The 24812-nt window shown below is 45.4% G+C and carries 17 protein-coding genes and 1 pseudogene; 7 read left to right on the forward strand and 11 right to left on the reverse strand.

The genetic code is table 11. From position 1 onward, the window contains the following. The first annotated feature begins 49 nt into the window (after positions 1 to 49). Positions 50 to 1354, forward strand: a complete 1305-nt coding sequence (locus tag ViNHUV68_RS16670; RefSeq protein WP_391091687.1) for a carbohydrate porin — start codon at positions 50 to 52, stop codon at positions 1352 to 1354. 94 nt (positions 1355 to 1448) lie between these two features. Here the strand turns inward: ViNHUV68_RS16670 and ViNHUV68_RS16675 are convergent, their stop codons facing one another. Beyond that, complete coding sequence (locus ViNHUV68_RS16675; protein WP_391091689.1) at positions 1449 to 2369, reverse strand: helix-turn-helix domain-containing protein; 921 nt, start codon at positions 2367 to 2369, stop codon at positions 1449 to 1451. Between the two features lie 152 nt (positions 2370 to 2521). Between ViNHUV68_RS16675 and ViNHUV68_RS16680 the strand changes: the two genes are divergently transcribed. After that, positions 2522 to 5296 carry a glycoside hydrolase family 3 C-terminal domain-containing protein gene (locus tag ViNHUV68_RS16680; RefSeq protein WP_391091690.1) on the forward strand — a complete coding sequence of 925 codons (2775 nt, stop codon included), beginning with the start codon at positions 2522 to 2524 and terminating at the stop codon, positions 5294 to 5296. A 207-nt stretch (positions 5297 to 5503) separates the two neighbouring features. Here ViNHUV68_RS16680 and ViNHUV68_RS16685 read toward each other — a convergent pair whose 3' ends face one another. Continuing rightward, positions 5504 to 7264 carry an SgrR family transcriptional regulator gene (locus tag ViNHUV68_RS16685; protein WP_391091692.1) on the reverse strand — a complete coding sequence of 587 codons (1761 nt, stop codon included), beginning with the start codon at positions 7262 to 7264 and terminating at the stop codon, positions 5504 to 5506. Between the two features lie 358 nt (positions 7265 to 7622). Between ViNHUV68_RS16685 and ViNHUV68_RS16690 the strand changes: the two genes are divergently transcribed. Then, a complete protein-coding gene (locus ViNHUV68_RS16690; RefSeq protein ID WP_391091694.1) occupies positions 7623 to 9059 on the forward strand; it encodes an aldehyde dehydrogenase family protein in 1437 nt (478 codons plus the stop codon). 140 nt (positions 9060 to 9199) lie between these two features. Here ViNHUV68_RS16690 and nagB read toward each other — a convergent pair whose 3' ends face one another. Further along, positions 9200 to 10000 carry a glucosamine-6-phosphate deaminase gene (gene nagB, locus ViNHUV68_RS16695; protein ID WP_038177473.1) on the reverse strand — a complete coding sequence of 267 codons (801 nt, stop codon included), beginning with the start codon at positions 9998 to 10000 and terminating at the stop codon, positions 9200 to 9202. A gap of 372 nt (positions 10001 to 10372) precedes the next feature. Here nagB and ViNHUV68_RS16700 point away from each other — a divergent pair, with 372 nt between their 5' ends. Further along, on the forward strand, positions 10373 to 11548 hold the full coding sequence (locus ViNHUV68_RS16700; protein WP_038177472.1) for a tetratricopeptide repeat protein: 1176 nt from the start codon (positions 10373 to 10375) through the stop codon (positions 11546 to 11548). Positions 11549 to 11625: 77 nt separating this feature from the next. On the opposite strand, the gene sstT is transcribed toward ViNHUV68_RS16700, so the two are convergent. The 5 genes from sstT to ViNHUV68_RS16725 all read right to left on the reverse strand — a co-directional run bounded on the left by sstT (position 11626) and on the right by ViNHUV68_RS16725 (position 15335). After that, positions 11626 to 12840 carry a serine/threonine transporter SstT gene (gene sstT, locus ViNHUV68_RS16705; RefSeq protein WP_038177470.1) on the reverse strand — a complete coding sequence of 405 codons (1215 nt, stop codon included), beginning with the start codon at positions 12838 to 12840 and terminating at the stop codon, positions 11626 to 11628. Positions 12841 to 13228: 388 nt separating this feature from the next. Next, a complete protein-coding gene (locus ViNHUV68_RS16710) occupies positions 13229 to 13678 on the reverse strand; it encodes a copper chaperone PCu(A)C (protein WP_038177469.1) in 450 nt (149 codons plus the stop codon). Positions 13679 to 13680: 2 nt separating this feature from the next. Continuing rightward, on the reverse strand, positions 13681 to 14280 hold the full coding sequence (locus tag ViNHUV68_RS16715; RefSeq protein ID WP_391091697.1) for an SCO family protein: 600 nt from the start codon (positions 14278 to 14280) through the stop codon (positions 13681 to 13683). Further along, entirely contained in the window at positions 14277 to 14705 is a 429-nt protein-coding gene (locus ViNHUV68_RS16720) for a hypothetical protein (RefSeq protein WP_391091699.1), read from the reverse strand. Before ViNHUV68_RS16720 ends, ViNHUV68_RS16715 begins: the two co-directional genes overlap by 4 nt. 84 nt (positions 14706 to 14789) lie before the next feature. Continuing rightward, on the reverse strand, positions 14790 to 15335 hold the full coding sequence (locus ViNHUV68_RS16725; protein WP_391091700.1) for a GNAT family N-acetyltransferase: 546 nt from the start codon (positions 15333 to 15335) through the stop codon (positions 14790 to 14792). Between the two features lie 222 nt (positions 15336 to 15557). Here ViNHUV68_RS16725 and ViNHUV68_RS16730 point away from each other — a divergent pair, with 222 nt between their 5' ends. Then, complete coding sequence (locus tag ViNHUV68_RS16730) at positions 15558 to 16850, forward strand: HD domain-containing phosphohydrolase (protein WP_391091702.1); 1293 nt, start codon at positions 15558 to 15560, stop codon at positions 16848 to 16850. A gap of 6 nt (positions 16851 to 16856) precedes the next feature. Here the strand turns inward: ViNHUV68_RS16730 and ViNHUV68_RS16735 are convergent, their stop codons facing one another. Then, the gene (locus ViNHUV68_RS16735; protein ID WP_038177461.1) at positions 16857 to 17489 is read right to left on the reverse strand and encodes a DUF2057 family protein; all 633 of its coding nucleotides are present in this window, start codon (positions 17487 to 17489) and stop codon (positions 16857 to 16859) included. A gap of 119 nt (positions 17490 to 17608) precedes the next feature. Here ViNHUV68_RS16735 and tnaA point away from each other — a divergent pair. Together tnaA and ViNHUV68_RS16745 are read left to right on the forward strand one after the other, a co-directional pair. Continuing rightward, a pseudogene (tnaA, locus tag ViNHUV68_RS16740) lies at positions 17609 to 17807 on the forward strand (tryptophanase); the annotation flags it as partial. A gap of 352 nt (positions 17808 to 18159) precedes the next feature. Then, complete coding sequence (locus ViNHUV68_RS16745; protein WP_391091704.1) at positions 18160 to 20703, forward strand: glycosyl hydrolase family 18 protein; 2544 nt, start codon at positions 18160 to 18162, stop codon at positions 20701 to 20703. Between the two features lie 65 nt (positions 20704 to 20768). On the opposite strand, the gene ViNHUV68_RS16750 is transcribed toward ViNHUV68_RS16745, so the two are convergent. Together ViNHUV68_RS16750 and ViNHUV68_RS16755 are read right to left on the reverse strand one after the other, a co-directional pair. Then, the gene (locus tag ViNHUV68_RS16750; RefSeq protein ID WP_391091706.1) at positions 20769 to 22883 is read right to left on the reverse strand and encodes a type I secretion system permease/ATPase; all 2115 of its coding nucleotides are present in this window, start codon (positions 22881 to 22883) and stop codon (positions 20769 to 20771) included. A gap of 17 nt (positions 22884 to 22900) precedes the next feature. Next, a complete protein-coding gene (locus ViNHUV68_RS16755) occupies positions 22901 to 24811 on the reverse strand; it encodes an EAL domain-containing protein (RefSeq protein WP_391091708.1) in 1911 nt (636 codons plus the stop codon). Between the last annotated feature and the right edge of the window lies 1 nt (position 24812).

Consider the following 24812-nt stretch of genomic DNA (forward strand, 5'->3'; position numbering starts at 1 on the left):
TAAGAAAGCGCTTTCTTTAGCGTAAACAAAACGAGAACATGGAGTTATTATGAAATTATCTAAGCTTACCCTTGCCTGTTTCAGCGCAGTGACCTCAATGGCCGTTGTACCTTCGGTTTACGCTGAAACTACCGATGGTTTTGAATTTCACGGGTATTTTCGTGCAGGAGCACTCTTTAGTGTTGAAGATGATTTGAAACGAGCTAAATTCCCAGCATCTAAAGAAACATTGGGCCGTCTTGGTATTGAGTCTGATAACCACTATGAATTAGCATTGCAAAAAAACTTTAACTTAGATAACGGCAAAGCAATTCGAATTAAAACCCGAGCGGGTGCAGATAACCACAATACTGCCAACAATCAACTAGGTTCGAACGTCAACTCAAGTGACATTGGGATTATGGAAACGTTTGTCGAATTTGATGGTGTCACCGAAACGGGCACATTATGGGGCGGTAAGCGATTCTACGGTAAGGATAATTACATCTTCATGACGGATTTTTTCTACACAGATATGTCGGGTACAGGTGTCGGTATCGAAGGCGTTGAACTTGGTGGAAATAAATGGGACTTTGCTTATATTTCGAGTGACAAAAGTGACAATGATGGTGGTCGTTGGGGAGACAACACCAACAACACTATGCATGCAGTTCATGTTGGGGTCAATTTTGGTAAGTTCGAGTTGCACGCTATGGGTAAATACCTACCTGATAACTACAACAGCGTTGATGATACCATTGAAACTGATTTCGCTGAAACGGGTTTCGAAATTACGGGCATTTACCACTTAGACAGCTTGTGGGGTTTACCTGGAAATGGCTTTTCAAAAGTGATCGGTCAGTACGGTAATGGCTTGGGAGCAGGACAATTACTGGGTGGTACAATGACCGAGTACAATGCATACAAGCCGGGCACGCCTCGTGGTCAAGGTCAGAGTTTCTTGACTCAGGTTAAAGATGGTGACAATTCAGCACGCTTTTTAACATGGGGTGGTTTCTTTCCTCAAGAGAGCAAGATGAACTACTTTACCTCATTACAAGCACAGTACAACGATTACGATGATGGTGGTAACGATTATTGGATGTCAGCAATGGTTCGCCCAACGTACAACGTTTCAGAAAGCTTCTTCGTTGCGACTGAATTTGGTTATCAATACTCTGAAGTGGAAGCTGTAAACGGCGACACTAGCAGCTCAAATGTCGTTAAAGCCACTTTGGCACCGACTGTTGTTGTTAATACTGGTATGGGGCCTGCACCAGAAATTCGTTTCTTAGCGACTTATTTATCGGACGCAGGAACCAACAACGGTGATAGTGACTTTATCGTTGGCATCCAAGCTGATATGTGGTGGTAATCAACTGAGTAAATAGTGAGGGCATGTCTAGCCAAGAGGCACGCCTTCTTTTTTCATTATTATCCATTATTAGTCACAACACTTTGTTGACCTATTATCTCTGATACAGGACTTGCTCCTCGTTATCGCCTTTGCCGCTCATCTGTGTAGCGGCTTTTTTTATGTCTGTACGCGGGGTTTGACCAAATTGTTGTTTGTAGCACTTAGAAAAATAGTTGCTGTCACTAAAACCACTTCGCTCGGCGATAACCTGAACCGAACCTACCTTTTCGTCAACGATCAACTGATGTGAATAGTTAAGCTGCAGTGTGCGCAGGTATTGCATTGGTGAACACTCAAAGTATTGACGAAATAAACGCTGCAATTGCCTTGAGCTAACAAATGCTGCATTGGCGATGTGTTCAATGTCGATATGGCTATCGGTGAAGTGTTGCTCTATGTATACCAAGGCGCGGCTAAGTGCAAAGGTGGTTTGAGGGGTATCAAGTTGCTGCTTGTGATAAAGCCGAGCCAGTTTGACCACCAATTGCTGCATTAGGCTGCTGATGACGATCTCAAAGCCAGGTTCTGCTTGTTGGTATTCGTTACGAATTTGTTCTAATAGAGTCGCAGCCTGCGGTAACTGCTCACGGCTGAGCGTAAGCTTGGCGCTATATTCACTGGTTTGACGGGCTATCGGCTCAATTTTGAACAGCGCTTGATAACCGGACAGTGCGCGCATAGAAGGCAACTCAAAAAAAGGCGACGATGCATCGAACATTAGATTGATCAGTTTGAGGTTATCGACGTCTTTGAACCCGTGCTCTGTATCACCGTTGATAACAAAAATGTCGCCAGTGTTCAAAGGGTATTCATATTTTGAAACCACATGCTTGCCACTGCCTTCGAGTACCAAAAACAGCTCTGAAAAATCATGCTTGTGCATTGCGAAGTCGGTTTTATGGTCTCCATCGACAAAAGCAAAGTTCAGATGTTGATAACGTTGATGTGATCGAAGTCGATAGCGCGGTGTCATGTCGTTTTTTTCCTTTTTATTGTCGCTATATTCGTAGAATTGCGCGTAATCCAAGTCTACTATGTTTTGAATATAAAGCGTATCGGTTTACATGTTATGGCTGTATTCGCCAGCCCTCTACGCTTCACCTTAATAACGAATAGAGTGTACAGATGAACAATGACCTCATTATCCAAGCGCAGCAAAGCTTAGCACCAGTGAGTCGCCAAGCGGCGGCAGAAGGGATCGTGTTACTCAAAAATGACGACGCTACTTTACCGTTGCGCTGCAACGAAACCGTTTCACTTTTTGGGCGCTGCCAAATTGATACCTACCGCAGTGGTACTGGATCGGGTGGTGCAGTGAATGTCCCTTATTCGATCAGTGCGTTAGAAGGTTTGCGCAGCAATGCAACTATTTCTATCAACCAAGACTTGGTCGCTATCTATCAAGAGTGGATTGCCGATCACCCATTTGATGATGGCGGCGGTGGCTGGGCAGCAGAGCCGTGGTACCAACAAGAAATGCCCCTAACCGAGCAGTTGGTTATCGATGCTGCGCAGCAATCGGTAAAGGCGGTGGTGTTTATAGGACGTACTGCTGGAGAAGACCAAGACAACGCGGATGCATCAGGAAGTTATCGTCTTACTGAAACTGAGTTCGATATGCTCAGCAAAGTTAGCCAGCATTTTGATCACGTGATTGTGGTGATGAATGTCACTAACATTATGGATATGTCTTGGCTCACCACGGTTGAACATCATCAGTCGATTAAAGCGGTGTTGTATAGCTGGGCCGCTGGTATGGAAGGAGGGCATGCGTTAGCCGATATCCTCAGTGGTAATGTTTCACCGAGTGGCCGCTTGACCGACACCATCGCATACCGATTAGAAGATTACCCATCTTCGGCTCATTTCGGTGCTAAAGATTACAATCTCTACGCTGAAGATATTTACGTCGGCTATCGCTACTTTGAAACATTTGCGCCACAGGCCGTTCAGTTTCCCTTTGGTGCTGGTTTAAGTTACACCGAGTTCTCACGCGAAATGCTTGGGCTCGAAGTGAAAGGTCAAGGTAAGCAAACGACGCTATGTTTCAACGTTAAAGTGACCAATATTGGCTCCACTTATGCGGGCAAAGAGGTGGTTCAACTTTACGTCGCAGCGCCGCAAGGGGCGTTAGGTAAAGCGGCTCGCAGCTTGGTTGGATTTGAGAAAACAGAGCGACTCCATCCTGGTGAGTCTCAGACGTTGAGCATCGAGCTAACGTTAGATCGACTTGCCTCTTTTGACGACACTGGCGCGAGCGGATTTAAAAACAGTTATGTGATTGAGCGTGGTCAGTATCACTTCTACGTAGGTGCAAGTGTTCGTGAAGCGGTGAAAGTTGAGCCAAACTGGCAGGTGGATGAGACCTTTGTCGTTGAAGCTCTGACGGAGGCTTGTGCTCCAATTACCGCGTTTGAGCGAATTAAACCAGGCGATTGCAATCATGATGGCGTGTATACCTTAACCTATGAGTCAGTACCACTGCGTACGACTGATATGGCGCAGCGCATTAAAGACAACATGCCGCAATCTATCGAGTTTACTGCTGACCAAGGCATTAAACTTCATCACGTTAAACAACAACAAGCGACGTTAGAGCAGTTTGTCGCGCAAATGACACCGCAACAGTTAGCAACCATTGTACGCGGCGAAGGGATGTGCAGTCCAAAAGTCACGCCAGGCACAGCGGCTGCGTTTGGTGGTGTCAGTGATGAGCTATTTGAGTTGGGTATTCCCGTGGTTGCCGCTGCCGATGGACCATCGGGTATTCGTATGGACAGTGGCCACAAAGCGACCCAAGTGCCAATTGGTACTCTATTAGGCTGTACGTGGAACAGACCGCTTAATCAGCAGTTGTTTAACTTAGTAGGTCAAGAGCTCAAAGCCAATCAAATCGATACATTACTTGGCCCAGGGATTAACATTCATCGTCATCCACTTAATGGGCGTAACTTTGAGTATTTCTCAGAAGATCCATTGATGACCGGAGTGATGGCCGCTGCGCAAACTCGTGGACTGAAGCAAGCGGGTGTTTCCGGAACAATTAAGCATTATGCAGCCAATGATCAGGAAACGGCTCGTGTTGATGTGGACAGCGTGATGTCACAAAGGGCGTTGCGTGAAGTACATATTAAAGCGTTTGAAATGGCGGTAAAAGAGGGCGATGCGACGACTATCATGACATCGTATAACCCAGTTAATGGTCATTGGGCGGCTTCTAACTATGACCTGAATACCGCAATCTTGCGTGATGAGTGGGGCTATCGCGGTATTGTAATGACGGATTGGTGGGCGAAAATGAACGATCCAATTCATGCTGGAAAAGAAGCGAAAACCTTCACATCCTTTATGATTCGTTCGCAAAATGATCTGTATATGGTGGTTGAGAATGATGGTGCTAAAACTAATGCGATGGGCGATGATACCATCGAGGCGTTGGATAACGGCACGTTAGAATTAGGCGAGTTACAGCGCTGTGCGATGAATATCTGTCGCTTTATCTTGCAAACCCCTGCAATGGAGCGCCCGCTTGTCGCCTATGATCCGATCAAAGCTTTCTCGGCTCATCACAGTGCAAAAACTGAGCAGTGTCACAGTGTTGAACAACCGATTGAGATCAACAGTAAAACCAACCTTACGTTGTCGTTTTACGTTGAGCAGACTGGGATCTATCAATGTCATGGGGTGATGAACTACGACCGTGATTCGCTGGCTCAGTCTGCGTGTAGCTTGTGGCTTAATGGCGAGTTTAGCCAGACGTTACCAACCAACGGTACCGATGGAAAATCGATCAAGGTTGAGGGGCTGCAAGTTAAACTTGAACAGGGTTACTATCAGTTGACGTTAGACTTTGTTAAACCAGGCTTGCAGTTAGAGCAAATCGTATTTGTTAAACTGTAACCTTAATGCTGATTGATTGGCATAGTGTTGGCTAATAATTTGTGTCGGCTAATCTATTTGGCGTACACAGGTAACTGTGCTCAAGGATAACGCAATCAACATTAGTCATTACGCTGACAGAGCTCGAGTTGCTGTCAGCGTTGATCGTTTTGAGGCTGCTGTTTACGATACAGAAAATTGAGTGGACTAATTATTGTCTGCTCAATTTCAGTCCGTCGACCACACATTGCGAATATCTGGCCAACCCCAGTTCGTCAGTTCAACATCATTCAAAACGCCCTGAAAGCGCAGAGTTTGTCGGTGGTGAAACAGTGGCGCTAACCAAAATTGATTGATCAATGCAGAAGCGATCGGTTCAAGTGCCTCTAAGTAGTCATGTAGTTGGGTTTGAGCACGCAGCGAAGTGAGGTGTTCCATTAGCCACTGCTTGGATGACTCACCAATGCAGCGTTGGATGATCGGATTATGATACAAGCTGTTAAACGCCGAGGCGTGGCGGTTATCGTCCAAATTGATGTTGGTGATAATCACAGACTCCGTTAATTGGCCCGAGATAGACAACGCGGTGAGCTCTCGGTAGCTATAGCTATTGATAGTTACCGTCACTCCTAGTTGCTCAAGTAAGTGTTTGACTGCGAGAGCGCAATGGCGCAGCGAACTGTAATCGTAGATGGCAATATCGATCTGTGGCGGCAAGTCAGTTTTAGGCATGGTTGGTCGGGTAATTTTATGCCAAATCGGCAGTAAGTTACTCGCTAGTTCACAGCCGAACAACTGGCCAGTTTGGTCGAGGTACTGGTAGACTTTTTGTGGCGTAATATAGGTCGAGAGATAGCGACGCTGCTGCTCACTGAGCACGATATTGGCGCATTGATTGAATAGCACAAACATACAACCATCTTCAGTTCTGCTCTGCTTGATCTCACTTTCAACTGCTTTGCTTTTTCCTACCGCATGGGCAACATAGTAATGACAGGACGGGCGCAGTGATGCTCCGGGTTGATTGGTTTCAATTTGTTGCTTGTCGCCAAGTTCGCTTTCATCTAAATGCCAAATGGTCACTTGATCAGTCAAGGCACGACAAGCGTAATAACGCTCGAAGGCCCTAAGGCACAGCTTGGTGTGTGAGTGCTCAGTCACTTCGAAGGGCCCAGATCCTACCACTAGCATAGGGGCGGATAGGTTGACTTGTTCAGGAGGTTGAATCGAATACTTGACCCCGGAGATCAACCCTCCAAAGCCTTGGTCGGGTTCACTGAGTTGAAATACCACGCGGTTAGCTCCGGGTGAATAAACCCGAACCAAGTGATTGAGTTCACTGCGGTAATCGTCAAGTAGAACCAGTTTGTCAAACAACGCAACAATACATTCAGCGCTAATGGGCTTGCCATTATGAAAAGTGAGCCCAGGGCGAAGAAAGAAAGACCATTCAAGAGAGGATTCATCGTAGTTCCAATGATGAGCAAGTTGGGCTTCAAGTTGACCGTCGTTACTACTTGCCACTAAACAGCAATAGATTTGACGCAGTAAATAACGCTCACTGGAACGCTGTAATTGATGGGGCACCAAGTGCTCAAAGGCGCGCTTATAGGTTAGCTGAATATGCATCAAGCCCTCGCGCAATGATGCGCCGGAGGTTCTTTGCAGTAGTTGACCAAATGCTAATTGATCGTGATTAAGCAGTGACAGCGCCTTTTCATATTGACCTTGCAAAATTCGTTCGCTCGCCAATTGCCTTTTCAATTCAGCGAGTGAGGGCCGAAGGAATAAGGTTGAACGTTGGTTACGGCCTGATTTTGGTTGCCACGTGAGCCAAGCCAGTTGTTGCATTTGACTGAGAAGGTTGCGCGCATGTCGAGGACTGGTGCAGAGGATATTGGCGACATCTGGCAGGGTTGTTTTCACTTCGTCACCGACACCAAATGACACTAGGCGCGAGTAATAGCGCAGCAAGTTAAGCTCGGACACAGCAAAACACTCCTAAAATGAGTCATGATAAATCTCATTTTGTTCCTGTTTTCGCTCTTTTTCCAGATTATTTCGTTTAAAAGTCGCCGTTATCAGTCAAATGGGGAACAAAGGCAGGAAAAAAATCTCAGTGTTACCTTTCCTTATTCAGTGGCACAATAATTTGGCTTACTGATTTGGTAGGTGGTTCTACACGCAGCGCCGATGAAACATGCTCCTGTCCCCCACAAGCTGATGTCTATGGCGCTGCGTTTTCCTTTTCAGACAATAATTGACCATTGCAGGCGACCTGTTTAGCGACATTAGAGTAAAAACTTACTACTATGAGTAAATTGTTTGAATGAGTTGGTAGCTATTGATGGAAAAAGTGGTCGATTTGAATCGCTGGCATAAGGAACATGTCAAAAATAAGCAAGAGCTTGAGCAGTTGTATCAACAAGTTCAGGCACACTATCACAATGATCCGTACCCAGATCACGTTCAAAGAATCGCGTTGCTGACGCGCTTAAAAGCACAGTTGCTTGCTCGGCAAGAGGACCTAGTTGAGGCATTGAAAAACGATTACGGATTCCGGAGCGAATTCGATAGTTTGATCAGCGATCTTCTACCCGCCGTAAACCATATTAATTACACCATCAAACACGTAAAAAAATGGATGAAGCCAAGCCGTCGTCATGCCGGATTATTGCTCTCACCGTCAAAGGTAAAAGTTGAGTACCAGCCCGTTGGGGTCGTCGGAGTAATTGTGCCGTGGAATTTTCCAATCTTTCTTAGCCTTGGCCCTGTCGTGACCGCGTTAGCTGCCGGTAATCGCGTTATGGTCAAACTCAGTGAGTACACGCCACACACCAATCAAGTGCTGAGCGAAATATGTGCATCGCTTGAGGATCATATCTTTGCTATCGAAGGTGAAGCCGACATTGCGGAGAGTTTTTCATCATTACCCTTTGATCATCTAATTTTCACTGGTTCGACGTCAGTGGGGCGTTTGGTTGCGCAGGCTGCGGCGAAAAATCTAACCCCAGTGACGTTAGAATTAGGTGGAAAATCTCCCGTTATCATTGGCGATGATGCTGATATAAAACGCGCCGTCGATGCCATTATGATCGGGAAATCAATCAATGCCGGGCAGATTTGCGTTGCCCCTGACTATATTTTGCTACCGGAAGGTAAAGAGCAGCTGTTCATCAATACCTATTTGGCCAAGTACAAAAAGCGTTTTGTTCGCAAGGGGCAGCTAGTGCCGATAACCCAGATCGTTAATGAGCGTCAATATCAACGTTTGCAGACTTACTTGTCTGACGCCAAGCAACAAGGGGCAACCATTCATACGCTTGAGGATGTCCAGTTGAATGAGCGGCAAATGTTGCCAAATCTTATCACTGGGGTGACTCACTCAATGTTATTGATGAAAGAGGAAATTTTTGGTCCGATCTTGCCCATTATCAGTTATCGACAGTTAAGTGACGCCTTTACTATTGTCAACGAACGGCCTCGACCGCTCGCATTGTACTTGATGTCAGATAATCAGGTGCTGCAACAACAGGTGGTTGAACAGACCCACAGTGGAGGCGTAGTGATCAACGATACTTTACTGCATGTCGCGGCGGATGATGCGCCATTTGGAGGTATTGGCGAGTCGGGAATTGGCCACTACCATGGCAAAGAAGGCTTCTATACCTTTTCACATGCTAAAACCGTAATGGTGACACCATCATGGTTGCCGCGTAGTCATCTATTGCTTAAGTATCCCAAGTTGTTGGTTAAACTGTTATCAAGTCTTTTTCTGCGGTAACGGTCACTGTTGACCCGTGTTAACGAGAGTGGCTGGTGGTGGTGTCGCCATACCTTTTCGATGGGCGACAACAAAAAATCCGAGTATTAAACTCGGATTTTTTAATCGTCTTAGATTCTTAGATTCTTAGATTCTTAGATTTAGAAACCGACAATATTTTTTGCTTCTAACTCTGTAAAGTACTTAACCGTTTTTACTTTGAGTTCTTGCTGGGCTGCTTCGTCACAAACGATAACCGATTTAGGATGCAGTTGCAGTGCAGAAACTGTCCATAGATGGTTAACACTGCCTTCTACCGCAGCTTGCAGTGCTAGAGCTTTGTTATGACCTGTAACCAGAATCATCACTTCTTCAGAGTCTAGCAGTGTACCCACACCAATCGTCAGTGCGTACTTAGGTACTTGTTCAATATCACCATCAAAGAAGCGCGAGTTAGCAATGCGGGTATCTTCCGTTAGGGTTTTGATACGAGTGCGTGAAGAGAGTGACGATGCCGGCTCATTAAAGGCAATGTGACCATCATTGCCCACGCCGCCCATAAACAAGTTAATTCTGCCGTAAGACTTGATTTTGTCTTCGTAACGTTGGCATTCAACTTCATTATCTTCGGCGTTGCCGTTAAGAAGATTGATGTTTTCTTCTTGGATATCAATGTGATTAAAGAAGTTGTTATACATAAATGAACGGTAAGACTCGGGGTGATCTTCTGAGATGCCAATGTACTCATCCATATTGAAAGTCACAACATGCTTAAAGCTCACTTCGCCTGCGTTATACAGTTCGATCAGCGCTTTGTAAGTCGCCAGAGGTGTGCCGCCAGTCGGCAAACCTAAAACGAATGGGCGATCTGCGGTCGGCTGAAAGTCATTAATACGTTTTACGATGTGCGCTGCTGCCCACTTACCGACTTGTGCGGCTTTGTTTAATGGGATAAGTCTCATTTTCTGCCCCTAATGTTAGAATTTATGATGTTTTGAATCATTAATTCGCATTATAAAATAAGTAATGTATTTCTGCTATTGTTTTTGGTCAATTTTTCATAAATTAGTCTTAAATATGGCACGGAAGTGTTTGATAAGCACAATGATTGACTAAAATTATCGTCGTTTATGTAACTATTGCCGAAAAAATTTTATTATAAAAATAAGCTCAAAAGTGAGCAGGCAATCAATTGCTCTAGCTTGTGAACTGCATTGCATCCACTAATGGTATAGCAGTATGTGGTGTGTGTGTTATAGGGTATGATTGAGAAACTCAATCATTTGAGTATGCTGCCGATATTATAATTAGCTTAATACACGAAAGAAGAACGAATGAATATAATAGGGATCGCCATTGGTGCGACCGGATTGCTGCTACTGGGCATGTTTATGTGGATGCTGGCGCTGTCACTGCGTAAAAAACGTTTAGAACAAGAGCGCAGAGAACGTAGTATCGCGCAACGAAAGGCGATAGAAAAACATCGCAAGCAAGAACAACAAGAACGCATTGCTAAAGCAGAAAATGGCGATCTTCCGACCATTCTTTACTTGGCAAAAGAAGCAGAAAGAGCGCGCTTGAAAGAAGCACTTCACTGGTATACCAAAGCGGCTGAGCTTGACAGTGTGACTGGGATGTACGGAGTTGTACGTCTGAGTAATAAGATGAAACAAGATCTTGTGCTTAAAGAGAAAGCGAAGTTTTGGCAAGTGTGTATTGCGGCGGCTGATGGCAGTCTACCGCATAAATACGAAATGGGCATGGCGCTATTTAATGGTCATGGTACCGATATCAATGTTGCCAAGGCGCTCGACATTATGGAGTCAGCGGCCGAACAAAATTATGTTGATGCGCTGATTTTCTTGGGAGATTGGTGGATATCGCCTAACAATCCGCAAAAGAACCCGACCAAGTCGAGCGAGTACTATCGTGATGCTGCTGAGCTTAAAAGCAATCAAGGTCGGATGAAGCTTGGCTTAAATTACATCAAAGGATGGGGTGTGCCTCAAGACTTTGAGCGCGGTTGTTATTGGATAGAGCGTGCGGCGGAAAAAGGCCATCTAGAGGCTATGTACAGAGCCGGAGAAACGTGGATGGAACATCGTCCAAACGGAAACTCTATCGCTTACATCTGGCTGTTTTTAGCGGCGCAACTTGGTCATGACTCTGCGCGTAATTTACGAGATCAGGTCGCGATGCATATTGGTGTCGATACGGTTGTTGGTTTGCAAAGTCTCGCTAAGCCGATTGTTAAGAAAATTCGTGAACGAAAAGTCAGTAAGCACTCAATCATTAAGGCACTTAATCGACTCTACAAGCGTAATATTCCGATTGATGATAACAGCCGTATTGCGGCGCCGATAGACGCCGAGCAACTGAATGACGAGCTTACCATGACCGATCCTGCCACGGTGATTGAAGATCTCTTAACCGATGAGACGGACGTTCAAGCCTCGGAAACGAGTAGCGAGCGTCTTGATTTTACTCAGTCACCGATTGACAAACATTAGTCATCGATTGTTTGAACACCTTTCTATAAATACAAAAAAGCCTCGTGATGACGAGGCTTTTTTAGTATCAGCAAAGATTACGCTTGTTTTTGTTTCGCTTTACATACCGCCGCTGTAAAGACGACATCTGTTGAACTGTTCAGCGCCGTTTCTGCAGAGTCTTGCACCACACCGATAATAAAGCCAACCGCGACCACTTGCATCGCCACTTCATTAGGAATACCAAACAGACCACAGGCCAATGGGATTAGTAATAACGAACCACCAGCAACACCAGAGGCACCACAAGCTGAAACTGCTGCAACGACGCTGAGTAGTAGCGCTGTCAGTAAGTCAATTTCAATACCCATTGTATGAACGGCAGCAAGAGTCAGGGTTGTGATAGTAATCGCAGCGCCTGCCATGTTGATGGTTGCACCAAGAGGAATCGAGACTGAGTAGGTATCTTCGTCAAGCTTAAGCTTTTCACACAACGCCATATTTACAGGGATGTTTGCAGCGCTTGAACGGGTAAAGAAGGCCGTCACGCCACTTTCACGCAGACATCTTAGTACCAGTGGGTACGGGTTCTCGCCTGTTTTGACATAAACGATGATTGGATTGACTACGAGAGCAATAATAACCATTGAACTCAGCAGAACAGCCAACAGTTGAGCGTAGCCAGCTAAGGCGTCGAAACCAGTCGTTGCCAACGTTGAGGCAACCAAACCAAAGATACCAAAAGGAGCCAGACGTATAATGAAGCGAACGATCTGCGAAACGCCGTGACTCAAATCTTCAAATACCGCTTTGGTTGTAGCTGATGCGTGGTGTAACGCCAGACCAAGGCCAACTGCCCATGCCAAAATACCAATGTAGTTTGCACTCATCAGAGCATTAACTGGGTTGTCGACTAACTTAAATAACAGAGTATTTAAGACTTCAGCAATACCTTGTGGTGGTGTTGCGCCTTCGGCACCTGTTACAAGCGTTAATGTGGTTGGGAATAAAAAGCTAAGTACGACTGCGGTCAGTGCAGCAGTTAACGTACCAAAAAGGTAAAGCACCACGATTGGACGCATATAGGTATGCTGGTTTTTTTTCTGATTGGCGATCGAGGCAGCGACCAAAATAAAAACGAGAATAGGGGCGACGGCTTTGAGCGCACCAACGAACAGGCTTCCGAGTAATCCAACACTTTGAGCGTGCTGTGGAGAAACAGTCGCTAGACCTACACCGAGAATGATGCCGGCTAGGATCTGCAAAACCAGATTGCCACGAGCAAAGCGTGCAATAAGTGAGTTGTGTTGCATAGTTATCCCTGCAATGAATAGTTTTATAGAGTTATAGTAATAACAGTTATATCAAACTGAGATCGATATACTAGCGGCTTGAAATAATGTGTCTAGATGTAATTGAAAATTAGCATGAAAAATTAATTGAAATGATATGATGTGAATTTTATGTTGTTATTGTGTGCTTGTTTGGTGAATAAGAGGGGCGGGAGACTCTTCGTCTTGTAAGTCGATTTACCACTTATACTGACGGTGTTCATTTTGAATTTTTATAAAACTTCGTCAGCTTTTTAAACGAAGCTCTTTACTCTGGCAAAGTCCACAGTGGCGTCTTTGCTCGCGCAGTCATTTAAACCAATTATCTAATCAACAAGGTGGGAGCTTACCCACCTTGTTAAGTCATTTTTTAATGATGGTGTTTCATGCCACTCATGACTTTCTTGATTGGCGCACTAAAGGTTTGTTGTTCACCATTGGCAAACGTAATCTCTACGTCTATCTGCTCACCTTCTACAAACGCTTGCTTAAGGTCGAACAACATAATATGCAGGCTACCAGGTTTAAGTATTGCTTTTCCTTTACTTGGCACTTCGATGCGCTCGATCTGACGCATTTTCATCACATCGCCTTCGGTAATCACATCGTGAAGTTCTACTTTGCCGGCGGCTGGCGTTGACGCAGATACAATGTAGCGATCTTTGTCACCTTGATTGAGGATTTCAACGAATACTGCACTGGTCGGTGCATTGGGCGGCGTGGCACGGGCGTACGCGTTGTGCGCCATAATGTCGGTTTGATCTGCGTGAGCAAGAGGGCTTAAGGCAAAAACGGCCAGTAGCAAGGCTTTCAATCTCATGGTCATAATCCTTTGGAATTCAGGTTTTTAAAGGCTTCCACCAAGGGCGCCGGTGTCAGAGTATGTGGCACTTTAGTGATTAACGTGCCATCGGGGTGGAGAAAGTAGAAATAAGAACTGTGATCGAGCGTGTACTCAAGTTGAGAGTTTTCTAACTTGGTCTTGCGGAAAATAACGCCATAGCGATGAGCCAGCGGAGTGGTAATGTCGAGTGGCGCTGACAATCCTTCTATCATCGGATGAAAATACTGAGCGTATTGATAAGCGTCTGCCGCGGCATCACGCTCAGGATCAAGCGAGATAAAAAGCGGCCGAAATTGTTGTTGGGTTTCATCGTCAATTTGATTGAGTGCACCTGCTAACATTGCCAGCGAGGTAGGACAAACATCAGGGCAACGGGTAAAACCGAAATAGACAACGCGAATTCGTTGATCACTTGGGGCAAAGATATCGACCGGGGCATTGTTTTCACCATATAAGATGCTTGAGTTAGGCGTGCTATCAGTCAACGTAGAAGCGTTTTGAGAATTAATATAATAGTGATTTAAACCAACACCCAAGACAAACGCGGCTAAGAGTGCGAATCCCCATTTCTTACTCATCGTTCCATCCTTATTGAAGTGTTGATTGAGTGGACTTGGTCAGAAAGAGTGCCGTACCAAGTCATGGCATCCGATGTACATACTGGCAGTACGACTTGACCCGTAAATTGACCTTGAGGGTTTTTGTCCAATTTAAAAACCAACTTACCCATATCCATTTCATATCCTTGAAGTGTCAGAAACAGCGTTTCACTGCTGGAGTTTGGCCAGTCAACGGTGAGTTGAGTGGGCGCTAACGGTTGGGTAGTATCACGGTCAGCAGTGATGCGAATTCCGTCTTGCTGACAACCCGCTGTTGTGACTAAGCAATAATCGTTTAACGATATATTGGTTTGAGGTGATTGAAACCACTTAATGATGTCACTAGCAAAAAAGCCACCGCTCAAAGCTAGGACGATCAAAATTAGTTTAATGCTTGTAGACATTAGAAATTTCTCTAACTACAAAATCTGGCGCCAATAGTAGTACATAGTTTGGTAAATCTCTATTAATCTAAAAAAACAACGTGTTCACTCACTCATTAATGGCGACTTTTTGAGTCCGTAAACGGCATGATCAAGAATACGGCCAGAGACTTTTTCTTGATTGGTTAGGATGCCTTCTAACACCATGCCTACTTTTTCTGCTACTCGGCGGCTGGCATGGTTATCTACGGCGGCTGATAATTGCACCTTCTCCATGTTTAATTCTTCAAACACGATTTGAATAAGAGAGTGAACAGCGCGCGGCATTATGCCCTTACCTCGATGGTGTTGACTCAACCAATAACCAATTTCAACGCATTGGGTATCATAATTGATTTTGTTGAAACTGCAGTTTCCGACGAGCTCATCGCGGAAAAAAATAGCGCAAGTCATCGACTTTCCGTCGGCGTAATCGTGCAACATACGTTGAGCAAAAAGACGAAAGTCTTGGTCGCTTTGACAGTGTTGTGGCCAGGCTAACCATTCGGCTAAGTAGTCACGCTGTTCAGCAACAATTTGGCTGTAATATGGGGCAAATGACTCTTGAATAAGAGCTAAGTCGATATCAGTGTCGATAGTGCGTCTAAACATATTCCATTCCTTGCATGCTTTGCTGTAAGAAACGTAACAAAATCAAGCGGTGATGGCTAGCAAACTGGCATGCAAATAATGGTAAAACTCTAGCACGTAAAATATGCATTACGTTGGTGAAGTCACAGTTCTGTTAATAACCTTTCATATGCTATGGTTTATCATTAGTACTTTAGTTTACTCTGTGCGGCATAATAAATACTAATAATTGGAAACGTCACAATGGTCTTTGCCAAGCAAGAAATAAGTGTCGACCTACGTCGTGTACTGTTTGAAATTGCCTATGCGCTTGATGCTGTCGGTGTCGACGAAATCTATCACGGTCATCGTGTTGCCTATATTGCCCATCGCTGCGCTCAACAGCTTAACTGGAGTAATGAAAAAGCCCAATTCGTTTTTTCTCTGGGGCTCGTTCATGATTGTGGAGTGTCTGATTTAAATGAGCGTAACGGGCTTTTGTCTCAGCTAGTACCAAGCGATACCAATCACCACTGTATCAGAGGCTATGAACTGTTAAGTGCCTGTCAACCGTTGTCTTCAATGGCGACGCCGATCCTTTATCATCACACTTGGTGGCAAGATTTAAAGCCTCTGGCCGGAGTTAGTGAAGAAGACAAACAGCTTGCGAGTTTGGTCTTTTTAGCCGATCGGCTCGATAACTTGCGAGCGAATGCTAACCTAGATTACTACGGAAACTTGTCCCATCAATGCAAACGCAATATTGCCGAAGAGCTCAAAGCTAATTGTGACGTTATGTTTGAAACGACCCAAGTCAATGCAATGCTTGAGTTGATTGAGTGTGATGATTTTTGGTTCTCAATGGAACCGCGTTATATAGAATCGCTTGCTGAGCATTTTTCTTATTTGCCATTTTTCTCGTTAAGAATTGGTCTGGATGAGTCAATAGAGGTTGCTGAGCTGTTTGGTAAAATTGTTGATGCGAAAAGCGCATTTACCTATCAGCATTCACTGCATGTCGCTCAATTGGCCGAATATCTCGGTAGTCAGTTGGGATACCCTGCCTATACGACTCGTATGTTGTATTTTGCCGGTCTTATCCACGATATCGGTAAACTCAAAACGCCGAATCGAGTACTGCACAAACCCGGTACCCTGACGGATGAAGAGTATATATGTATCAAACGTCACGCGACCGATTCACGCCATGTACTGCAAAGGATCTTTGCCAATACCGAGATTATTCAGTGGGCATCCAATCATCATGAGCGTCTTGATGGTTCAGGTTATCCACTCGGCCTTGATGCGGACGAGTTAGATGAACCGAGCCGATTGATTGCGATTACCGATGTGTTTCAAGCCTTGACTCAATCAAGACCGTATCGTGCGGGTTTATCGCTAGAGAAGGCGATTGCGATTATTCGTGAATTAGTCGAGCAAGGTAAACTTGATGCTGAGCTGTTTAGATGTCTAGTGGCGAATGGCGAAGAGTGTTATCGCATATCGACGGGCCAAACGCATGTTGAGCCACTGCTTGTGTGCAATGGCTCCTTGTGACGTCAATTACTGCTGATTAATGTGCGCTTTGAAACGTGCTTTGGTGTTTGCATCAGCTTTGTTATACCAAAAATACAGCATCTCTTCGGCCGTTGAGTCGGCCGATTTTTTACTGTCAATCGTTGCGACGACGGGGGTCGCTGTCAAACCAGACAATGCTGCCTTGCCACCCTTACGGTTGTATTCAGCCAGCTCCACTTGTAGGTTACGGCCAATCTGCATGCCCTCTTTAACCAATTTGTCTTGCTTTACTGGAATAAGGTTTCCGCTGCTGTCTTTTAGAGACCATTCTACGCTATGGATCTGTTGCGATGCTCGATGAGCGTTGCGGTAAGTTGGCATTTCAAATTCTAGCTGTTGATCTTGAGCACTGAATGTGGCGATCAGCGGGTCACTGTCAAGTATAACGCGGTCTTTGCCTTGGTCGAAATAGGGCTTATAGATAAACAGAATCTGATTCTCGCCATCAGGCAGAATTAACGTTTTACTGGCATCAAAGAAACCGCCTTTGAGTTCAGGCTTGGTATTATTGGCGACAACGACATCAATCGTATCAGGAATGCTAATCGTCACTTGAGCGGAGGCATAACTGCTTATACCAAGTGCGATGGCAGTGAAGAGTGTGGTTTTTATTTTCATTATCGATCCCTAGTCAACAGACATTTAAACCAAGAGAGTGCCTAGCTCTCAATGCGATTTCAATATCTTAATGTGAGAAGTTTGCTAATTTCATTGTTTCTGCCAGTTGCACTGCACGCACGATTGAGCAAAAGCCTTCTGAGCTTGATCTGATGCGTTTAACTATTCCAAGACGCGTTTACTACCAACGATCACATCGACTACGTCGCGGACGCGATAATCGCCTTGAAGGAGCGCGCGCATGAGCTGAAAGGGTTAACCTTTGAGTACGAACCGCCTGTGTTACGTCATTTCACGGCGCGTTTTAAGTCTAAATAATTACATCGATATTTCTGTTGATATTGGAACCACTGCTGCACTTTTAATAAATTTCAGCAGTTTTCTATCTTGTTCACTGAATTATTGATAGTGCCAACTGCTGGTTTGTTTAATTTAAACCGCGTTTAATTCTGATTACTTATATTTTCTCAGATTTTGACTCAGTATCGAGCTTGTCATGTAACAAGCTGATAACGTCGATAAATTTTTAAGTAATCACTCGTATTTAGTCTTTATTTTTTCCATTAAAAAAAAAGTCTCTTAAATACTGAAGGTGATGTTCTTCACTTTCGATCGAACAGACGTGGCTCTGACAATTGGGGCAAACATACAAGGGATGAGAGAAATAGGTATGAATCGTATTACTATATGTGCAGCGAGCATCGCATTGGCGATCTCTGGCACTACGCTGGCGGCACCTGCTGCTCCGAGCGTTGATGTATATGGATCGAACAATCTACAGTTTTCTAAGATTGAATTGGCAATGGAAACCACCTCTGGCTACAACCAGATGGTTAAGTATAAAGAACAAGCGGATATCAGTATTAAGTTTAACCAGTGGAGTGGAACCACAGGGGATACATACAAGATTTACTTTGATGGTGTTGAAGTCGCAACCGGTCCAATTGCAGGTAGCCAAACCAGTGCCAACTTCCAATATGGCAAAGGCGGCCGTTATCAGTTGACCATCGAAGCGTGTGACGCCACGGGCTGTAGTACCAGTGCTCCAGCCGAAATTGTGGTCGCGGATACCGATGGCGCTCACCTTGCGCCGCTTGCGATGAACATTGATCCAAATAACAAGTCATACAATACCGACCCGAATACAGTCGTCGGGACGTATTTTGTCGAGTGGGGTATTTATGGTCGCGATTACACCGTTGATAACCTGCCTGCAGATAATCTTACTCATATCCTCTACGGATTTATCCCTATTTGTGGTCCTAACGAGTCGGTGAAATCGGTTGGTGGCAACAGCTACAATGCGCTTATGACTGCTTGTCAGGGGGTGCCTGACTATGAAGTTGTGATTCATGACCCATGGGCCGCTTATCAAAAGAGTTTCCCTCAGGCAGGCCATGAATACAGCTCTCCAATCAAGGGCAACTATGCCATGTTAATGGCGCTCAAGCAGCGTAACCCCGATCTTAAGATAATTCCATCTATTGGTGGTTGGACGTTATCAGACCCATTCTTTGATTTTACCACCAAAGCCAACCGAGATACGTTTGTTGCTTCGGTTAAACGTTTCTTAACCACATGGAAGTTCTATGATGGTGTCGATATTGACTGGGAATTTCCTGGCGGCGGCGGTGCAGCTGCCGACAAGGGCGATCCGGTTAATGATGGCCCGGCCTATGTCGCATTGATGCGTGAATTGCGTGCCATGCTTGATGAGTTGGAAGCGAATAGTGGTCGTACTTATGAGTTGACCTCAGCGATTGGCGTTGGCCACGACAAGATAGAAGATGTTGATTATGCCGATGCAGTACAGTACATGGACTATATCTTCGCCATGACTTATGACTTCTATGGCGGTTGGAACAATGTCCTCGGCCATCAGACGGCGCTTTATTGCGGTAAATTTATGCGTCCTGGTCAATGTGATGGAACTGGCGTCGATGAGAATGGCAAACCATATACTGGGCCAGCTTATACTTCAGACAATGGTATTCAGTTATTACTGGCTCAAGGTGTCCCGGCTAACAAACTTGTGCTTGGTGCGGCCATGTATGGGCGTGGATGGGAAGGGGTACTACCGAGCTCATTAAGTGACCCAACAGATCCAATGACAGGTGTTGGTAACGGTAAACTGACAGGCTCAAGTGCTCAAGGCGTTTGGGAAGATGGGGTTATTGATTATAAAGGCATTAAGTCGTTTATGTTGGGGCCTGACAATACGGGTATTAATGGCTTCCAATATGGTTACGATGAGCAAGCGCAAGCCCCTTGGTTATGGAATCCGACGTCAGGTAAACTGATTACGTTTGATGACGACCGCTCAGTGAAAGTGAAAGGCGCTTATGTTCGCGACTTAGGTCTGGCTGGTCTGTTCTCGTGGGAAATTGATGCAGATAACGGCGATATCTTAAATGCAATGCATGAAGGTTTAGCTGGTGGTACTGGTACGCCAGTCAATAAAGCGCCAGTGGCAAATGCGGGCGCAGACCAAACGGTCGTTGGTCCGGTGACGGTGACTTTAGATGCCGGAGCGTCGAAAGACAGCGACGGAGCTATTGTGAGTTACGAGTGGACGCAAGTTTCAGGTCAGACGGTGACGTTGATGGGTACTAACACTGCGCAGGCAAGTTTTGCTGCTAATGAGGTGACGGCGTCACAAAGCTACGGTTTCAAGGTAACAGTGACCGATAATGAAGGCGCTTCTGCATCAGATACCGTTGTGATTAGCATTAATCCGCAAGATCTGCCACCAGTAAACCAAGCGCCAGTCGCTGTCGTTAGTGCTCCTGCCACAGTCCAAAGTGGCGATGTGGTAGTCGTCGATGCATCTGCCTCAAGCGATGCCGACAGTGACCCTCTCAGCTATTCATGGGATATCCCTGCAGGATTAAACGCGACGATCGATGGTGCAATGGTGAGCTTTGTTGCTGCTGAATACACCCAAGATACCTCATTAACGTTTACTGTGACGGTTAGCGATGGCCAAGCCAATGTCACAGCGTCGAGTACGGTTGTTGTGACTAAAACTTCATCAGGTGGTGAGTTGTGCGATAATCTGTGGGATGCGGCAGCAGTCTACAACGGTGGTCAACAAGTCACGTGGGCTGGTAAAGTTTGGGAAGCAAAATGGTGGACTCAAGGCGATGATCCTACGCAATCCGGTCAGTGGGGTGTGTGGAAGGAAGTGGGGGTAGCAAGTTGCCCAACGAGCTAACTTCGTCTGCTTAAGATAAACAAAAAGCCATCGAACTGATGGCTTTTTCATTTTACGCTTTAGGGTTAGTTGACCGCTCTGACTTTACCTTGCTTAAGGCTGTTAAGCACTTCTGATTTAGGTCCATCAGCAATTATGCAGCCTTTTTCCATCACGATAACTCGATCCACGACATCCAACATTGAGGTCTTATGGGTGATTAAAATCAGCGTCTCGGTTGATTTTAATTGCGCGAGTTGTTGTTTTATATGCATTTCTGAACGGTTATCCATGGCGCTTGTTGGTTCATCAAGCAGCAATACCGGAGGACGACCAAGGATTGCACGTGCGATGGTAACGGCTTGACGTTGTCCCCCCGACAGCATTAAACCACCTTCGCCCACTTGACGTTCAAGACCCGCGGGATCTTGTTGGGTGAATACCGTCACACCAGCGCGGTTTGCGGCGTCGAGAACATCTCTATCGTCAGCCAGTGGTCGACCTAAGGTAATGTTGTCGCGAATCGTGCCATAAAACAGTTGGCTGTCTTGCGGAACACAACCGATATTGCGGCGAATATCGATATGGTGCAGTTGGTCTATGTCAGTATCATCGATACGAACGTGACCCTCAGTAGGTTTAAACAACCCCATAATCAAACGTTCTAACGTTGTCTTACCTGAACCAATACGGCCGATAATGGCGACTTTTTCGCCAGGGTTGATGGTTAAACTTAAATCACGAATCGAAGCGACAGGTGAGTCTGGGTAGTGGAAGGTCACTTTATCCAACTCAATCTTGCCATGAATGATCGGACGATGGATGTAGCGTTTGCCTTCTTCTTGTTCATCTGGCATCGACATGACTTGATCAATAATCGTCATGGATGACTTAGCTTGATTGTAACGAGTGGAAAGCAGCGATAACTGAACCATAGGGCCAATTGCACGACCACTGAGCATGGTGGCGGCAATCAAGCCACCCATGGTCAACTCGCCCTCTGCAATTAAGTAGACGCCGAGAATAATCATACCGACGTTAGAGGCTTGTTGTACAAATCCGGCGGTATTTTGAATGCCATCAGTGATGCGACGGCTCTTAACACTCCAATTCGCCATATGCGCGACGGCTTCTTCCCAACGGTATTGGAATTGGCTCTGCGCGCCAAATAGTTTAACGGTCTCTAAACCGGCCAGACTTTCGATTAAGTTGGCGTATTTTTGCGAAGCAAGTCGTGAGCCTTCCTCGATCGTGTGACGCAAAGGTCCTTGAATCAACAACGAGTAAATGATTAAGATCAGAACCCCGATAATCGGGACGAACACAAGGCTTCCTGCCATTAACCAGATCAGCAACAAGAAGAGAATGGCGAAAGGCAAATCAATCAAAGAGCCAATCGTTGCAGAAGTAAAGAACTCACGGATCGACTCAAATTCTTGTAAGTGACGGGCAAAGGCGCCAACCGACGCTGGGCGTGATTCCATTCGAATGCCCATGACTTTACTGAACAGTTTAGAAGAGATCAAAATATCGGACTTCTTCCCTGCCACGTCGATAAAATAGCTGCGCATCAGCTTGAGAGTAAGGTCAAACAAGAAGATGACGAAAATACCGCTCGCGAGTACCCATAAGGTTTCAAACGCTAGGTTGGGCACCACTTTGTCGTACACTAGACGGGTAAACATTGGCGCAGCGATGGCAAATAAATTGATCAAAATTGAAGCGATCAACACGTCTCGATAGATTTTTTTCGATTGCCAAATCGTGCTCCAGAACCAGTGACCTTCGCGTGTTTTTAAAATTTCTGGTGAGCGTTCGTCGTAACGAAACTGCTTTTTTACTAGAAAGTAGCGACCAATATAGAGTTGGCTAAGTTCTTCAAGAGAAATGGAAATGGGCACCAACCCCGACTCTCCAGAAACAATTTCAGCTTCGGTTTTGTCTGCGTTGATGCTATTGAGAACACAAGCGTCACCACCTTTTAAAATCAGTACAACGGGTAACACCAGTTGTGAAATTTCATCAAGTTCTGCGCGGTTCTCTTTCGCGACTAGCCCGGCACGTTCTGCTGCGCGAGGGAACAGAAAAGGGGTCAACTTACCATCGGAGAGTGGCAAGCCATTAATTAACGCCTCGGGAGAGTTAGCTAATCCATAGTATCGACTGACGTAGATAAGAGAATTTAATAGCGGATCCTGCATGCTATACCTTTTATTTGTTATTTATCTACGATGAAGCCTTGGAAGACTTCAATAAAGTGCTCAGCTAAGAAGTCTAACTGAGTCTGTGTCTCGACTCGCGATGCAATGGTCTTAATGCCCAGATTGTGCGCTGTTCTTGAAATTGACGTCAGAGTAAATTTCTGTTTTTCGTCATCAAGATGATGGGTGTAGAGATAATCGAGTTTTACATACGCAGGGCGGAACTCATTAATATAATCAAGCGATTGGAAGTTTCGCCCATAGTTGTCGACACCGAAATCAGCACCTGCACCGCGCACCGCATTACAAAATAAGGCGGTATGGTGTGGTGAGTTAATAAAGCAATTCTCTGGGATCTCAAAATGGAGCAATGAGGCGACTTGAGTATGTTTATTAAGCAGTTGAGTCACCCAACGGATAAAGCTTGGTTGAGAAATACTGCTTTGCGCGATGTTGATGGCGACTGGTGCGTGAAACTCACCCGCCTCTAAACGTTTGACTATCGATTCGATGACGTACTCATCAAACAGGTGGCTGGCATTGAGTTGTTCGAGTGCAAATAAGTATTGGTTTGCGCTGTAACGTTCACCTTCTTTTTCGATCGCTGAGAACACCTCTCGGTGATAGGTTTTACCGGAACTGTCGTTAGCCGCTTGGAAACGGAAGCTAAACCAATCGTTGCTGATGGCTTCACTGACTAATTGTTTCCATTGTTGTTTGCCCATCAAACTGTCGGTCTGTTCACCCGTCACGAAGCTGTAATCCAACTCTGGGTTTGACTTCGCTGCGGCCAACGCATTGTCGAGCATAGTTAATAGCTCAGTTGAACTGGTCGAGCCCTTGTTATAAACAACCCCAAGCGAAATGTTCGGTGTCGCCATACCCGTAGGGTCAGCATTGACGTCTTGTACATAAGTAATGATACTTTCGGCGATTAATTTTAGTTCGCTCTCATCAAGATTAGGAACAATAAAGCCGAACTCTTCGGTCGAAATGCGTGCAAGTGTTACGTTAGGTGAAGAGAGCGACACTTTTAGGTGATCGGCGAGCTCTCGCACCATCCCGTCACCAGCCTCGTAGCCTTTGTCGTCGTAGAGTTCACGAATAAAGCTCGCTTCGAGAATAGCGACACCACCCATACCACCTTCGCCAAGCCATGAGTTGAGTTGACTCATGTAGTAGGCACGGTTACCTAACTGGGAAACTGGGTCGATATAGGCACGTTCACGCAGTTGCTGCGCCTCTTTTGCTTGTGCTTTAAATGATTTTTCAAGTTGAGATGACATGCTGTTAATGCCATCAACAACGTAGATCAAATCTTGCGTGGTAGGTCGGGGCAGTGGATCGCCAAACTGATTACGCGCGACTTGCTCCATTTTATTAACAATCAATTGCAATGGACGGAGCGCACGTTTAAGAATGAACGAAATAGCAAACAAACCAATAAGCAGAATAATACAGAACGCGATAACTAAACGTTCAAAAGCAAGCCATAGCTGGATGTAGGCATCTCCAGTATCACTCACAATTTCGACTTCTGCTAACTGCATCCAACCACTCGTCACAACACGGCGATCATGTATACGTTCAAATAGATTTAGTTGGGTAAACCATTTAGGGACGTCATTGGGCTGGACCGGGTAGGTACGCAGGATCTCGTCACCAGTATCTAAGAAGATAAGTCGTACGATTGAATAACTACTGCCATCGAATAGCGCATTAATGACCGACTCAACTGCGACTTGGTCTTTGTCCTCTAGATAGGGGGCTAGGGCCAGGCCAACAGTATTGATGGTATTATTTACCTCGGATTGCTGCTGTTGAATGAGGTTGTTTCGTGTTGTATTGAATTCAATGATAAACACTGAAATCAACAACATTAAAATAACCGCAATCATGCCGGCGACAAGTTGTTTATATAACGTCATA

The organism is Vibrio sp. NH-UV-68 (assembly GCF_042940635.1).
Taxonomy (GTDB): Bacteria; Pseudomonadota; Gammaproteobacteria; order Enterobacterales; family Vibrionaceae; genus Vibrio; species Vibrio pacinii.